This window comes from Kosakonia sp. SMBL-WEM22 (assembly GCF_014490785.1).
Classification (GTDB): Bacteria; Pseudomonadota; Gammaproteobacteria; order Enterobacterales; family Enterobacteriaceae; genus Kosakonia.
Genome location: NZ_CP051488.1, coordinates 2,691,491 through 2,706,080, shown reverse-complemented (window position 1 = coordinate 2,706,080; position 14,590 = coordinate 2,691,491). Strand labels below are relative to the sequence as shown.

12 protein-coding genes are annotated in these 14,590 nt (G+C 58.1%); 6 read left to right on the top strand and 6 right to left on the bottom strand.

All coding sequences use genetic code 11. The annotated features are described in order from the left end of the window. Positions 1-3: 3 nt before the first annotated feature. Positions 4-1,035 (top strand): alcohol dehydrogenase AdhP, encoded by a 1,032-nt coding sequence (gene adhP / locus HF650_RS12810; protein WP_187799003.1) that lies wholly within the window; start codon positions 4-6, stop codon positions 1,033-1,035. 688 nt (positions 1,036-1,723) lie between these two features. On the opposite strand, the gene gap is transcribed toward adhP, so the two are convergent. From gap to HF650_RS12785, 5 genes are all read right to left on the bottom strand, one after another. Further along, positions 1,724-2,734 (bottom strand): type I glyceraldehyde-3-phosphate dehydrogenase, encoded by a 1,011-nt coding sequence (gene gap, locus HF650_RS12805; RefSeq protein ID WP_187799002.1) that lies wholly within the window; start codon positions 2,732-2,734, stop codon positions 1,724-1,726. 78 nt (positions 2,735-2,812) lie between these two features. Further along, on the bottom strand, positions 2,813-3,793 hold the full coding sequence (locus HF650_RS12800; RefSeq protein WP_187799001.1) for a helix-turn-helix domain-containing protein: 981 nt from the start codon (positions 3,791-3,793) through the stop codon (positions 2,813-2,815). 115 nt (positions 3,794-3,908) lie between these two features. Further along, positions 3,909-4,163, bottom strand: a complete 255-nt coding sequence (locus tag HF650_RS12795; protein ID WP_187799000.1) for a hypothetical protein — start codon at positions 4,161-4,163, stop codon at positions 3,909-3,911. 370 nt (positions 4,164-4,533) lie between these two features. Next, positions 4,534-5,031, bottom strand: a complete 498-nt coding sequence (locus tag HF650_RS12790) for a ferritin-like domain-containing protein (RefSeq protein WP_187798999.1) — start codon at positions 5,029-5,031, stop codon at positions 4,534-4,536. A 100-nt stretch (positions 5,032-5,131) separates the two neighbouring features. Then, positions 5,132-5,317, bottom strand: coding sequence for a general stress protein (locus tag HF650_RS12785; protein ID WP_034812569.1), 186 nt, complete (start codon positions 5,315-5,317; stop codon positions 5,132-5,134). Between the two features lie 529 nt (positions 5,318-5,846). Here HF650_RS12785 and fdhF point away from each other — a divergent pair. The 5 genes from fdhF (at position 5,847) to HF650_RS12760 (ending at position 11,943) form a co-directional block, all read left to right on the top strand. Further along, positions 5,847-8,819 (top strand): formate dehydrogenase subunit alpha, encoded by a 2,973-nt coding sequence (gene fdhF / locus HF650_RS12780; RefSeq protein WP_187798998.1) that lies wholly within the window; start codon positions 5,847-5,849, stop codon positions 8,817-8,819. Further along, the gene (locus tag HF650_RS12775; protein WP_187798997.1) at positions 8,819-9,298 is read left to right on the top strand and encodes a DUF1641 domain-containing protein; all 480 of its coding nucleotides are present in this window, start codon (positions 8,819-8,821) and stop codon (positions 9,296-9,298) included. Before fdhF ends, HF650_RS12775 begins: the two co-directional genes overlap by 1 nt. After that, complete coding sequence (locus HF650_RS12770; protein WP_187802679.1) at positions 9,295-10,677, top strand: cytochrome ubiquinol oxidase subunit I; 1,383 nt, start codon at positions 9,295-9,297, stop codon at positions 10,675-10,677. The genes HF650_RS12775 and HF650_RS12770 overlap by 4 nt, the downstream gene beginning before the upstream one ends. 1 nt (position 10,678) lies before the next feature. Further along, positions 10,679-11,665, top strand: coding sequence for a cytochrome d ubiquinol oxidase subunit II (locus HF650_RS12765; RefSeq protein WP_187798996.1), 987 nt, complete (start codon positions 10,679-10,681; stop codon positions 11,663-11,665). 68 nt (positions 11,666-11,733) lie between these two features. Next, positions 11,734-11,943, top strand: coding sequence for a hypothetical protein (locus HF650_RS12760; protein WP_187802808.1), 210 nt, complete (start codon positions 11,734-11,736; stop codon positions 11,941-11,943). 227 nt (positions 11,944-12,170) lie between these two features. Here HF650_RS12760 and katG read toward each other — a convergent pair whose 3' ends face one another. Continuing rightward, entirely contained in the window at positions 12,171-14,360 is a 2,190-nt protein-coding gene (gene katG / locus HF650_RS12755) for a catalase/peroxidase HPI (RefSeq protein ID WP_187798995.1), read from the bottom strand. Positions 14,361-14,590 lie beyond the last annotated feature (230 nt).

Sequence of the window (14,590 nt, the reverse complement as noted above, 5' to 3'; positions counted from 1 at the left end):
AGAATGCAACTGAAAAGCATGAAGGCCGCCGTCGTGAAGGCGTTTGGTCAACCGTTGGTGATTGAAGAGGTGATGGTGCCCGCCGTTGCACCGGGCAAGATCCTGGTCAAAATTGCCGCCACCGGCGTGTGCCACACGGATTTACACGCTGCTGAAGGTGACTGGCCGGTAAAACCCAACCCGCCGTTTATTCCCGGCCATGAAGGCGTAGGCCATGTGGTTGCCGTCGGCGCGGGCGTTACGCATATCAAAGAGGGCGATCGCGTCGGCGTGCCGTGGCTCTACTCGGCCTGTGGGCATTGCGAGCACTGCCTCGGCGGCTGGGAGACGCTGTGCCATGGTCAGCAGAACTCCGGCTACTCGGTCAACGGCAGCTTCGCCGAATATTGCCTGGCTGACGCCAATTATGTCGGCATCTTGCCGGATAACGTCGGTTTTAATGAAATCGCACCGATTCTCTGCGCCGGGGTGACGGTCTATAAAGGGCTAAAGATGACCGAAGCCCGCGCCGGGCAGTGGGTGGTGATCTCCGGAATTGGCGGGCTGGGGCATTTAGCCATTCAGTACGCGGTGGCGATGGGGATGAATGTCGCGGCGGTCGATATTGACGATGAGAAACTTGAGTTTGCCCGTCGCCTTGGCGCGTCGGTGGCAGTCAATGCTCTTAACGAGGATCCCGGCACCCGCTTTCACGAGGAGTTTGGTGGCGCGCACGGCGTGCTGGTCACGGCGGTGTCGCCGAAGGCCTTCGCGCAGGCTACTACCATGATGCGCCGCGGCGGCACCATGGTGCTGAACGGTCTGCCGCCAGGGACGTTCGATCTGTCGATCTTCAATATGGTGCTGGATGGCATTACGGTGCGCGGGTCGATTGTCGGTACGCGCAAAGATCTGCAGGAGGCGCTCGATTTTGCCGGGCGCAACAAGGTGCATGCCGAGATCGCCGTGGAGCCGTTAGCGAATATCAACGACATCTTCGATCGCATGCGCGCCGGGAAGATCACCGGCCGTATCGTGGTGGATATGGCGATGTAAACATTGCCGGATGGCGCGTACCGCTTATCCGGCCTACGCGGTTTCAGTGGCTGCTTTTACGTAGGCCGGATAAGGCGCAGCCGCCATCCGGCAATGTGTTGGATTGGTGGAAGGGTTCCGTTCACCGGGCGTTCGGGAGTTTCATTAACATCTTATGCGGTGAACGGGATAAGGGAAGCGGCCGCGCTCCCCTCCCGCGTGCCTGACGGCGGCCGGCTCGACTCGACTTACTCGTCCCATCCATGGGACTCGCCCCTTCGGGGCCAGCGCAAGCGCTGTTCAACATTGCTCCCGGCAATTTTGTCCTGTCTCGGTTCGCCTCTGTCCGCCATCCATGGCGTCCAGACCTTGTCATTCCCGCTTCGGTTCGCCGATTTCAGCGGGGGTCAACACCGTCGCTGCGAGACCGCAGGTAAATGCAATGAAGGCGTTGCTGTAGACGCGGTTTTGTAGGCCGGATAAGGCAAAGCTGCCATCAGGCAACCGGTGCTGCGGAATATGCCGGATGGCGCGTTACACGCTTATCCGGCCTACGCCGTTTCAGTGGCTCCGTTTTTGTAGGCCGGATAAGGCGAAGCCGCCATCCGGCAATTGTGCCGCGATAATAATGTCGGATTGCGCGTAACCGCTTATCCGGCCTACGCCGTTTCAGTAACGCCGTTTACGTAACCGCCATCCGGCAACCCGCTTACAGCCCGCGCTTCGCCATCAGCGCCGCCAGCTCCACCAGGCGGTTAGAGAACCCCCACTCGTTATCGTACCAGGCGAGGATTTTCACCATATTGCCGCCAATCACCAGTGTTGAGAGCCCGTCGATAATCGATGAGCGCGCATCGCCCTGATAGTCGCTGGAGACCAGCGGCTCATCGCTGTAACCGAGGATCCCTTTAAGCGGCCCGGCGGCTGCCGCTTCGCGGAAGGCGCTATTCACTTCATCTACTGTGACATCGCGCTTCAGCGTTACGGTCAGGTCGACAATCGACACCACCGGCACCGGCACGCGCAGAGAATACCCGGTCAGGCGGCCTTCGAGTTCCGGGATCACTTTCCCCAGCGCTTTCGCCGCGCCGCTGGAGTAGGGGACAATTGAGAGTGCCGCCGCGCGCGCGCCGCGCAGATCTTTCTCTGGCTGGTCGTGCAGCGCCTGGCTGTTGGTGTAGGCGTGGGTGGTGTTCATCAGGCCATGCTCAATGCCAAAGTGCTGATGCAGCACCTGGGCTGCGGGCGCCAGGCCGTTGGTGGTACAGCTGCCATTGCTCACCACATGGTGTGTTTGCGGATCGTACTGCCCGTCGTTTACCCCCAGCACAATGGTTAAATCTTCATTTTTACCCGGCGCAGAGATAATTACCCGCTTTGCGCCACCGCTACTGATATGCACCGCCGCTTTCTCACGGTCGGTAAAAAAGCCGGTCGCTTCAATCACAATCTCTGCGCCCACGTCGCGCCATGGGATCGATGCCGGATCGCGCTCGCTGAAGACACGGATCGTTTTGCCATCAACAATCAGTTCGCCTTCGCCTGCCTCAACAGACACTGGCAGGGTGCCGGAGAGCGAGTCGTACTTGAGCAGGTGCGCGAGGGTTTTACTGTCGGTGAGATCGTTAATCGCCACAATCTCAACGTCTGCATTGCCGAGCGCTGCGCGCAACACGTTGCGCCCGATACGGCCAAAACCGTTTATACCAACCTTAACCATGATGATCTCCTTCCATTCGGGGTCTGCATTCACTGTAGGCGTGGCCAGTTTTGGCGTAAATGACAAAAAAGGATCACTTTACGCCAAAGTGCGGCGATGGAAGCGCTGGCGATATTCGCCGGGAGTAAGGTGTAACTGGCGCTCAAAGGTGCGGCGCAGGTTGATGCTACTGCCAAAGCCGGTCTGCAGGGCGATGCGCTCCAGCGTGTCGCGGCTCTGCTCGAGCCTGTCGCGCGCGGCGGCAAGGCGCGCTTCGGCGACATAACGCGCCGGGGAGATGCCGGTTTCGCGGGTAAAGACGCGGGTGAAATTGCGCGGGCTCATCGCCACCTGCTCGGCCAGCGCCTCGACGCTGAGATCCGCTGCCAGGTTTTGCACAATCCAGCTTTGCAGGGTGCTGATTGGCCCGCTATTTTCGGCCTGTTGCAGATGGTAGCGGCTAAACTGCAGCTGCCCGCCAGGGCGGCGCAGATACATCACCAGATCCTGCGCCACATCGCGGGCGAGGGTAAAGCCATAATCCTCCTCCACCAGCGCAAGGGTGAGATCGAACCCGGAGCTGACGCCGCCGGAGGTCCAGACCGGGCCATCCTGAATATAGAGCGGGCCACTCTCGACCGTAATGGCGGGATAACAACGCTGCATCGTCTCCAGCAGCCGCCAGTGGGTTGTCGCACGGCGACCATCCAGCAGCCCCGCCTGCGCCAGTAGCATCGCGCCGCCGCAGATGGAGACCACGCGGCGCGCATGCGGAGCGGCAAGACGCAGCCAGTCCACCACCGCCGTCCCTTCCTCTTCGTCGTTACCGCGACCGGTAATCATAATGGTGTCCCACGGCTTACGCGGATCGATCTCCGGCAGCCGGTGGTCGGCTAACAGATTTAAGCCGGACTGACCGTGGATCACCGGGTGAGGTTGGGTAGTAGCAATACGCAGGGAATAACGGGGTTCGGCGATGCCGTCCGGGTGCAGTCGATTGGCCTGCATCAAGATGTCGGCAATGCCGGCGGATTCAAACAGCATGCCGCCATCGGGCACAATAATCAGGAAGGTTTTCATGTCCTGAAAAGTACGCTGATAACAAAAGAAGTCAACCCGCGGAGAGAAAAATGCCCGGCGCATAAAGGCCGGGCAAGTCAGGCAAGGCACATAGCGAGGGGGTCTTTACCCTCTGTTACTCATGTTGTTCAGCCAGCTCCTGCACCTGCTTGCGGTTCGCCATCCGTGCGACGAGGTATTGCTGCAGGGGATCGAGTTTCGGCTCACGGTGTGCGCGTGGCACTGCCTCTTCATTCCTGGCCACCTGTACCGGTACAAAGGGTTTTTCCAGGCGAGTACGTTCAAACTCATCCTGCACCTGCCAGCCGAGATCGGCGCTGGTGCGCGAATTAACACGGACATTCCTTACACGTTTCAGGTTCTGTTGCATATCTCGTTCCTTATCGGTGGCGGCAGCCCATCTGGTCGCAAATCGGCGTGCCGACAATGCCGCAATATGTTCCAGGAGTTGTGATCATTCAGACCACGCCAGTAAAAGAGGTATGCCGTTTTAGCACACCGTGATACTAAATTAGTTCAGTACGGCTAATCAAAGTGCTAAATCAAGCAATTAGGTTATTCTCATAATAACCTTACAGGTTATGGCGGCTGAATTACCGCGCCTTACGGATAACCATGTCTGATTTTTGCCGTACCGTTTACCTTGGTGTGCGCATACTCTTTGGCTGAAAGTTTTTAAATTTAGCGGGAATTAACCCGCTGTCATTAAAATAAATTATCAGCCACAACGAAGCGGGGAATTATTCCACTTCCGCTTTCTGGTTAATTTTGCTGGTAGCGATTTTAGTCAGGAGATTATCGGTGTTTTTCTCCTCTTCCAGCGTTTGCGCCAGCAATTCAGCGGCTTTCTTATAGCCCAACTGTTTTGCCAGCGTGCAGAGCGTGCCGTAAGAGGCAATTTCGTAGTGCTCCACTTTTTGCGCTGCGGCAATCAGGCCGGCATCACGCAGGGTGCCTTTTTCGCTCGCTTCGATCACTTCGTTTGCTTCTTCAACCAGACCTTCCATCGCATGGCACTTCATGCGTTTAATTTTCACGTTGGCTTCTGCTTCCAGCAGCATATCAATACGTTCAATCTGGCCGTGGGTCTCTTCAAGGTGTTGTTTGAAAGCTTGCACCAGTTCTGCGTTGGAGGCTTCACGCGCCATTTTTGTTAGTGCGCGCGCCAGCTGCTTTTCAGCGCTGTAAATGTCAGATAAACCGTGAATAAAAAGGTCGTTAAGCGTATTAATCTGCATAATATCCACCCAATAATAGCGTTAAAAATAGCGAGCCATCGCTGGCTCGCCAGTTATTAATCTTTAATTTCAAAGCAGTGATTATTCCGTCACGGCAATATTAGTTATTGCCGGATTTACGGCCGCCGCTGTGGCTATTCTGGCCGCCTTTTTTACCTGCTTCGGAAGCGCGCTGCGGGTCGTTTTTGAAATTACCGCCGCTCTGTTGACCGCCTTTGCGGCCTGCTTCTGATGCCTTTTCACGATTCTCGGCGAAATTACCTGAGCCACCACGATGTTCAGCCATAATATTTCTCCTGTTTCGTTGTTTCAGTATAACGACACTTTATTTATCAGCAGTGTCGCCGGCGTTCGTCATTAAATTTAGACCCGCTTCTGAAATAGTCAAACGGCAGGGGAAAGGTGGAGATTAACAAAAATATAATATCGCCTATGAGGATATATTTTAATTAGACCAAACGGTCATCTGAAAGGCATCTTTAAAATAAACGACTTAGCGATAAATAAAAGAGAAATGGAATAGTAACCTGCGAAATTATCAGCGTTGATTGTCACAAAACATTCTTGCGCTGCGCTTTTGTTGACAAAAACTTACATTTGAAAAGGGGTGATATATCATTTTTCCTTATGGTTTTGAGAGAAATCTTAGGTTTGCGAAGAAATATATCGTGACCGTTTGGCTCAGCGGGGCGGCAGGGTCTACGTTTAAACCTTAATAACCGATACGCCACCCGAACAGGGGCGACGAGGCGCAATGTAGCGCGCCCGATCGCACCGGGAGTGGACGTACACCCCTTTATTGGTGAGGAAGTAACATGAGCCTGCAAAAATGTACCGTCATTTATGATGGTAAGCCCCTTATTGGCCCGGCGGACATGCCGCTGATCCCCTTCCTTGAACACTGTAATGTGAAACTGCCCCACGTCTGTTACCATCCGGCACTCGATCCGTTGCAAACCTGCGATGTCTGCTGGGTGGAGTCGGAAGGGGAACTGGTTCGCGGCTGTACTTTGCGCAGCCGCGAAGGCATGGTGATTAATTCAACGAATGCGCCCGCCCGCGCGGCGCGTGAAGAGGGGATGGATCGCCTGCTGGCAAAACATGAACTCTACTGCACCGTCTGCGAACACAACACCGGCGACTGCACGCTGCATAACACCGTGGTGGATATGCATACCCCTATTCAGCGCTACGCCTTTGAGCGCAAACCCTATGTCAAAGATCACTCCAACCCCTTTTACACCTACGATCCCGATCAGTGCATTCTCTGCGGCCGCTGTGTGGATGCCTGCCAGAATGTTGAAGTCAATGAGACCCTGAGCATCGACTACACCATGGAGCACCCGCGCGTATTGTGGGACGGCGGCACGCAGATTGCCGGTTCCAGCTGCGTCAGCTGCGGGCACTGCGTGACGGTCTGCCCCTGTAACGCGCTGATGGAGAAGAGCATGCAGCCCGACGCCGGGCCGTTCACCTCGATGCGCCAGTCGCTGAAACGCCCGTTGATCGACATCATCAAAACCCTCGAGAACTCCACCGGGGCGGAGATTATCTCCGGTGTCTCGGTGATCGACACTCACCTGCGCCAGCAGGAGATCACGCGTACTAAAACTGTCTGCACCTACTGCGGCGTCGGCTGCTCCTTTGAGATGTGGACCCGCGATCGTCATCTGTTAAAAGTGCAGCCAAGCGTTGAAGCCCCGGTCAACAGCATCTCCACCTGTGTGAAAGGTAAATTCGCCTGGGATTTTATCAACAGCCCGGAGCGCATCACCACGCCGCTGATCCGCGAAAATGGTCGCTTCCGCCCGGCAAGCTGGGATGAGGCGCTGGACCTGGTGGCGAAACGCCTGCTCGCTATCCGCGATAGCCATGGCCCGGAGAGCATTGGTTTTATCGGCTCCAGTAAAGGCAGCAATGAAGAGGCCTACCTGACGCAGAAAATCGCCCGCGCCATTATTGGCACCAACAGCGTTGATAACTCCTCACGCTACTGCCAGAACCCTGCCACCGAAGGGCTGTTTCGCACCGTTGGCTACGGCGGCGATGCGGGCACTATTGAAGATCTTATTAAGGCCGATCTGGTGGTGATTGTCGGCAGCAACACCGCTGAAAACCACCCGGTGATCGCCTCGCGTCTGAAAGCGGCGAAAAAACATCACGGGCAGCAGTGGCTGGTGGTTGACCCGCGCCGTCACGAAATGGCCGAGCGCGCTGATCTGCACCTGCGCATTCAGCCCGGAAGCGATCTCTCCTGGGCCAGCGCCATGTCGCGCTACATGTTTGAGAACGGTTATGCCGATGAGGCGTTCCTCGCCAGTAGAGTCAATAAGGTGGAGGAGTACCGGCAGTCCCTTGCCCCGTTCACACTTGATTTTGCCGCTGAACAGACCGGTTTATCGCCCGAACTCCTCACCCGTGCTGCCGAGATGATCGGCAAGGCCGGCAGTGTCTGCATTATGTGGGCGATGGGCATCACGCAGCACAGCCACGGTGCGGATGCCAGCACCGCGCTCTCCAATCTGTTACTGGTGACCGGCAATTACGGGCGGCCGGGCACGGGCGGCTATCCGATGCGCGGACATAATAATGTGCAGGGGGCGAGTGATTTCGGCTGCCTGAAAAACTTCTACCCTGGGTATGAGTCCGTCAGCGATCCCGCCGTGCGCGCGAAATGGGCAAACGCCTGGGGCGTGCCGGCGGAGCGGCTCTCGCTGGAGGTGGGGGAGGACAACTTTATGATGGTGAAGATGGCGCGCGAAAAGCGGATCCGCGCCATGTATGTGATCGGCGAAGACACCGCCTTTGCGGATGCGGATGCCCATAGTGTGCATGAAGGCTTCACTGACCTTGATTTTCTGGTGGTGCAGGATCTCTTTCTCAGCCGCACGGCGCAGTTTGCCGACGTGGTGCTGCCCGGTTGCCCGAGCGTGGAAAAAGAGGGCAGCTTTGTGAACACCGAGCGGCGCATCCAGCGCTTCTATCCGGTGATGCCGCCCCTTGGCGACAGCCGTCCGGACTGGCAGATCCTCACCCACTTGGCCGCGCGCATGGGCTATGACTGGGGGTATCAACATCCGCAGGAGATCATGCATGAAGCGGCGAGCATTGCGCAGAGCTTCGCGGGCGTCAGCTATCAGCGCCTTGAAGGGTGGAAATCGCAGATCTGGCCGGTGAAGGCGGATGGCAGCAGCACGCCGCTGCTCTATACCGAGCGCTTCAACACGCCGGACGGTCGCGCAAATCTCTACCCGCTAAACTGGCGCGCGCCGGAAGAGAGCGCCGATGAGGAGTACGATCTGCATCTTAACAATGGCCGTATGCTGGAGCATTTCCAGTCCACCAACCAGAGCGGGCAGGGCGGGCGCACCACCAGCCTGTCGCCAAACTGGTTTGTTGAGGTCAGCCCGACCCTTGCCGCCGCGCGCGGTTTGCAGGAGGGAAGCTGGGTGACGCTCACCTCCCGACGCGGTGAGATCGACGTGCCGGTGGTGATCACCGATCGTGTGGCGGGCAACGAACTCTTTATCCCTATTCATCACGGCAAAGAGGGCGTCAACGCCCTTACCGGCGAGCACCACGATCCGCAGGTTAACACGCCGGCCTATAAAGAGCTGGCGGTGCGCATGACGCTGCTGGATCGCCCGCCGCTGCCAGACCCGTTACCAAAACATAACTTCCGCCACGGTAGCCGCACGCCGATTGATAAGGTGCCTGTCGAACAGAAGTGGCAGCGCGACGACTACCGTCAGCCCCCCGCAAGCGAACCCCATCCGGAGAAATTTTAATGGCTAAAGCAATTGATTATCAGCCGGAGCCGGCCAAAATCGGCCCCGACGCCCATGAAGAGCTGGAACGTTTACTCCAGACACTGCATGAACATGGCGTGCTGCGCCTCGCCAACGATGTGGTTGGCGCCAATAACGAAATCGCCGAGGTGTTGGTAAAGGGCTTACAGCGCGAAGGGACGCTCAACGCCCTGCAAAATATCTCGGTGCTGCTGATGGCGCTCTCCAGTGTCTCGCCGGAGAAGATGTACAAGCTGGCCTTTGGCCTGCGCGATATGGCAGAAGCTTTCAGCCAGCCGCCGTCGCAGGAGCAGCATAAAGCGCCTGGTGTGCACGGCGTATGGAAGATGTTGCAGGATGATGAGCTGTGGGGGGCCGTGCAGCCGCTGTTACAGGGGCTAAAAGCCTTTTCGCGGCGTATGGAGGAGCCGGTGGATAAACCGATCTCCGCCTTTACCGGCAAACCCAGCGACGCATAATGAGCCAGGAGTTTGCCCTGCTGCTGGCGCGTAGCCAGTTTGCTTTCACCATCGGCTTTCATATTGTGCTGGCGGCCTTCACCATTGGTCTTGCGCTCTTTCTGATGTTTCTGGAGGGGATGTGGCTGTGGCGCAGGCAGCCAGTGTGGCTCTCGCTCTGGCGCTACTGGAGCAAGATCTTCGCCCTCAACGTGGCGGTCGGGGTGGTCACCGGCGTGGTGATGGAGTTTGTTTTCGGTACCAACTGGAGCGCACTCTCCAGCCGCGCCGGGGCGATACTTGGACCGATGATGTATATGGAGATCCTCGTTGCCTTTTTCCTTGAAGCGGGATTTATGGGGGTGATGCTCTTCGGTATGGGAAGAGTGCGGCCGTGGGTACACTTTATGTCCACCAGCGTGGTCGCCATTGGATCGCTGTTCAGCGCCTTCTGGATCCTTGCGGCCAACTCATGGATGCAGACACCGGATGGCTATGCGCTGGCAGCCGACGGTCGCTTTCTGCCTGTCGACTGGTGGGCGGCTATTTTCAATCCCTCTTTCCCGTGGCGGCTGGCGCATATGACGGTGGCGGCGCTGCTCGGCACCGCCTGCCTGGTGGCTGCCTGCGGTGCATGGCATCTGCTACGCGACGCACGTGCTCTGCCTGCCCGCAATATGTTCTCACTTGCCATGTGGATGCTGGTGCTGCTGGCACCGTTGCAGGTGGTGCTGGGTGATCTGCACGGCGAGAACACCCGCGATCATCAACCCATCAAACTGGCGGCGATGGAGGGCGCCTGGGATCCGCCCCCGGCGGGTGAGGGTGAACCGCTGCGCCTCTTTGCCCTACCGGATATGCAGGCGCGGCGTAACCATTACGAAGTCGCCATCCCCAACATTGGCTCGCTCTATCTGCGGCACAATTTGCAGGGGCGCATCCATACGCTAAATCAGTATCCGGCGGCGGATCTGCCGTGGGTACCGGGGGTATTCTGGGCCTTTCGCCTGATGGTCGGTCTTGGCCTTATGATGCTGGCTACCGGAATTGCGGGGCTGGTGGTGCGTCTGCGCGGCAGGTTGTGGCAGGCGCGCTGGCTACAGCACGTGATGGTGCTGATAGCGCCCGCGGGCTTTGTGGCGATGCTCGCGGGCTGGTGGGTAACAGAAACCGGACGCCAGCCGTGGACGGTGTACGGCGTGTTGCGCACCGCAGAGAGCGTTTCGCCGCTCGGTGGGCACGTGGTGCTTGGGTCGCTTATCGCCACTGTGCTGATCTATTTGCTGGTCTTTGGCCTCGGCTTGTGGTTTTTACTCAAACTGATGTCGCGCTTGCCCACGGAGAATGAGCCGGGCGCAGCACCGGAAGTGGCGCAGCGTAGCGGAAAGGGGGAGCAGTAGTATGTTAACAATCCTCGGTTTTCCCTGGCTTGAGACCCTCTCCGCCATGGCGTTGGCGGGCAGTCTGCTGATCTACGTCCTGCTGGATGGCACCGATCTGGGGGCCGGGATCCTCACCGCCTTTCAGCGCAGCCCGCAGGCGCGCCAGGATATCAACCTCTCGCTGTTGCCGGTGTGGGACGGGAATGAGACCTGGCTGGTGCTGGCGGCAGGCGGCCTGCTCGGTCTCTTTCCGCTGGCCTACGGCATTGTGCTGAGCGCGCTCTACATTCCGCTGTTTGTGATGATGCTGGCGCTGGTGGTGCGCGGCATGGCGATTGAGTTTCGCTCCCACGCGCCGAAACTTTTCGACACGATGCTCATTAGCGGCTCGCTCCTCACTGCGCTGGCGCAGGGCGTGGTAGTCGGCGCGCTGATGCAGGGGATTACTACCGACGGGCAGCAGTTTACCGGCAGCACGTTTGCCTGGCTGCGGCCTTTCCCCCTTTACTGCGGTGTGGCGCTGGTGCTGGGCTATGCGTGGCTCGGCGCGGGCTGGCTGGTGTGGCGTATGACCGGCGAGCTGCGCGCATGGGCGCGGCGACTTTTGCCGTGGCTGGCGCTGGTCAGCCTGTTAATGGTCGCGGGGCTACTGGTGTGGTGCGCGCAGTTGCAGGAGAGCTGGCGGCAGCATCTGCTAAACCCATTTTTATGGGGGCCATCCCTTGCGGTGGCTTTTGCGGGCATGGCGCTGTTTGTTGTTGGCCTGCGCAAAGGGCGCGATTTTTTGCCGCTGCTCGGCGTGCTGGTGATGGTCAGCGTAGCGTTCTGCGTGCTGGCCTTCACGCTCTTTCCGTGGATCGTGCCGCCGCATCTTACTCTCAGCCAGGCGGCGGCACCGCCTGCCACGCAAAAATTTCTGCTCATCAGTTATGGCGTGCTGGTGCCGGTGACGCTGCTCTACAATACCTGGGGATTTCGGCTATTTAGTGGAAAAATTGGCGGCTAGTTTGGCAAAAGCGGTCTATAAGATTAGGGGCGAAGATTTATACAATGGCACTGCGTGGAGATGGCTTCATGTCCAGAGCAAAAGCGTACAATCTGAAACAGGCGTATCAGATGGCGACATCGGGCAAATATCAGCAGGTCGAGCTGGCGTTTGATGTCGATGCCGATACCTTTTTTATGTTAACCACCAACTATGGTTTGAGCGGGGCGAAAATCGAACGCCACGATCGCCATTTTGTGCTGACGCTGGAGCAGGAGCGTTCCCACACCTCGGGCTAAAATGCCACGCAACTGTCACACCGGCGTGACAAACATCTCTTTTAATGACCGCGAGCCTGCCGGAAAGCCTGCGGCTTAATCTGTTGTTACCCCAATCTTTGGCGGCTGCTTTGCCGCCGCACTTAACTCGTTATCACACACTTTTCCCGGCAACCTGCCGGGATTTTTTTGCCAAAAAAAAGCTGCGCCCCTTTTCAGGTGGCGCAGGCTTTTGCGGTGATGTGCGATTACAGCAGGTCGAAGCGATCCAGATTCATCACTTTCGTCCAGGCGGCGACGAAGTCGGTGACAAACTTCTCTTTACCGTCGGCGCTGGCATAGACTTCCGCCAGGGCGCGCAGCACCGAGTTGGAGCCAAACACCAGGTCAGCGCGGGTAGCGGTAAATTTCACTTCTCCGCTGCGGCGATCGCGGCCGTCAAACAGTTCCCCTTTGTCGTCGCTCGCCTGCCAGACGGTGCGCATATCGAGCAGATTGACAAAGAAATCAGTGTTGAGTACGCCAGTGTTGTCCGTAAAGACGCCGTGTTTGCTGCCATCATAGTTGGCACCCAGCACACGCAGGCCGCCCACCAGCGCGGTCATCTCCGGCGCGGTTAAGGTCAGTTGCTGGGCTTTATCCACCAGCAGCGTTTCGGTGCTGACGCCATCCCAGACGCGGCGATAGTTACGGAAACCATCGGCCAGCGGCTCCATCAAGGCAAAGGAGTCAATGTCGGTCTGATCCTGACGCGCATCCACGCGGCCTGGCGTGAAGGGAACGGTGATCTGCACCCCGGCAGCGGCTGCCGCTTTTTCCACCCCAACCACACCTGCCAGCACCATCACATCCGCCAGCGACGCTTTGCCGGAGGTTTGCTGGATGCTTTGCAGAGCAGGCAGCGCTTTCGCGGCAATGGCATTCACTTCCCAGCCGTTCTGCGGGGCCAGCGCCAGACGGGCGCCGTTTGCACCGCCACGTTTATCACCACCACGGAAGGTGGAAGCCGACGCCCAGGCGACAGAGACCAGCTCGCTCACCGAGAGGCCAGATTCGGCAATCGCCGCTTTCAGGCTGGCAATATCCGCACCGTTCGGCTGATGTACTGCCGCCGGCAGCGGATCCTGCCAAATCAGATCTTCTTTCGGTACTTCCGGGCCAATGTAGCGTGATTTCGGCCCCATATCGCGGTGGGTCAGTTTGAACCACGCGCGGGCAAACGCTTCGTTAAACGCCTGCGGATCGTTAAGGAAGCGGCGGGAGATTTTTTCAAACTCCGGGTCGAAGCGCAGGGTCAGGTCAGTGACCAGCATCGTCGGTTTGCGCTTCTTCTCCGGGTCGAACGGATCCGGGATCACGGCCTCGGCATCGGCCGCTTCAAACTGGATCGCGCCGCCCGGGCTGCGGGTCTGCACCCACTCATATTTGAACAGGTTCTCGAAGAAGTAGTGGCTCCACTGCGTCGGGGTTTGCGTCCAGGCTACTTCCAGCCCGGAGGTGATGGCATCTGCGCCAACGCCGCTGCCATAACTGCTGCTCCAGCCCAGCCCCTGTGCTTCCAGCGGCGCGGTTTCCGGGTCGGCACCGACATAATCCGGCGCATGGGCCGCACCGTGGGTTTTGCCCAGTGTATGACCCCCGGCAATCAGCGCCACGGTCTCTTCGTCATTCATTCCCATATTGCCAAAGGTCGCGCGGATCGCGGCGGCGGCGGAGATCGGTTCCCCGCTGGCGTTTGGCCCTTCCGGGTTGACGTAAATCAGCCCCATTTCGGTCGCCCCAATGGCGGCCTGCGCCAGGCTTTCCGGGTGGCGATGGGTCAGCCACTCCTTCTCGCTGCCCCAGTCCACGTCCATATCCGGTTCCCAGACATCTTCGCGGCCTGCGCCAAAACCAAAGGTACGGAAGCCAGAGTTCTCCAGCGCAACGTTACCGGCGAGGATCATCAGATCGGCCCACGAGATTTTCTGCCCATACTTCTGTTTAACCGGCCACAGCAGGCGGCGGGCTTTATCGAGGCTAACGTTGTCAGGCCAGGAGTTGAGCGGGGCGAAACGCTGCTGGCCACGGCCAGAGCCGCCGCGTCCGTCAACGGTGCGGTAGGTGCCGGCGCTGTGCCAGGCCATACGAATAAAGAGACCAATGTAGCTGCCCCAGTCTGCGGGCCACCACGCCTGGGAGTCGGTGAGAACGCCGCGAATATCGGCTTTCAGGGCGCTGTAATCGAGTTGTTTAAAGGCTTCGCGGTAGTTGAACTGCTCGCCCAGCGGGTTCGAGCGGCTGGAGTGCTGGTTTAACAGATCGACACGCAGCTGGTTCGGCCACCAGTCACGGTTAGTAGTAGGTCCACTGCTTTTTGTTTCCGGCTTGCTGGCTTCATGATGGAACGGGCATTTGCCCATCGCGGCATCGCGGTTAGTCTGGTCTGACGTGCTCATAACTGGCTCCCTTGGCTTACGTATGCCGTCACGATATCTCGCCGCTACATTTAAAGGTACTTGGATGAATCTACGGATTTGATAGTTAATACCTTTCTTAAAAAACAGACTGTTCAGCGCGATATTCCCCGGTTATGGATGAGGATATATCGCGCAAGCCGCGCCACCGTTGCGTTTGCGCCTATTCGATTTACGCTTTTCACTGGCTGAATAGCCGCAATGGGCTACCC

What these genes read in the sequence shown, in the direction of transcription:
- HF650_RS12785 (WP_034812569.1), bottom strand. Translation starts at nt 5,317, where the DNA reads ATGGCTGAACATCGTGGTGGCTCAGGTAATTTCGCCGAGAATCGTGAA.
- adhP (WP_187799003.1), top strand. Translation starts at nt 4, where the DNA reads ATGCAACTGAAAAGCATGAAGGCCGCCGTCGTGAAGGCGTTTGGTCAA.
- HF650_RS12765 (WP_187798996.1), top strand. Translation starts at nt 10,679, where the DNA reads ATGTTAACAATCCTCGGTTTTCCCTGGCTTGAGACCCTCTCCGCCATG.
- HF650_RS12760 (WP_187802808.1), top strand. Translation starts at nt 11,734, where the DNA reads ATGTCCAGAGCAAAAGCGTACAATCTGAAACAGGCGTATCAGATGGCG.
- HF650_RS12775 (WP_187798997.1), top strand. Translation starts at nt 8,819, where the DNA reads ATGGCTAAAGCAATTGATTATCAGCCGGAGCCGGCCAAAATCGGCCCC.
- katG (WP_187798995.1), bottom strand. Translation starts at nt 14,360, where the DNA reads ATGAGCACGTCAGACCAGACTAACCGCGATGCCGCGATGGGCAAATGC.
- HF650_RS12790 (WP_187798999.1), bottom strand. Translation starts at nt 5,031, where the DNA reads ATGCAGATTAATACGCTTAACGACCTTTTTATTCACGGTTTATCTGAC.
- HF650_RS12800 (WP_187799001.1), bottom strand. Translation starts at nt 3,793, where the DNA reads ATGAAAACCTTCCTGATTATTGTGCCCGATGGCGGCATGCTGTTTGAA.
- fdhF (WP_187798998.1), top strand. Translation starts at nt 5,847, where the DNA reads ATGAGCCTGCAAAAATGTACCGTCATTTATGATGGTAAGCCCCTTATT.
- gap (WP_187799002.1), bottom strand. Translation starts at nt 2,734, where the DNA reads ATGGTTAAGGTTGGTATAAACGGTTTTGGCCGTATCGGGCGCAACGTG.
- HF650_RS12795 (WP_187799000.1), bottom strand. Translation starts at nt 4,163, where the DNA reads ATGCAACAGAACCTGAAACGTGTAAGGAATGTCCGTGTTAATTCGCGC.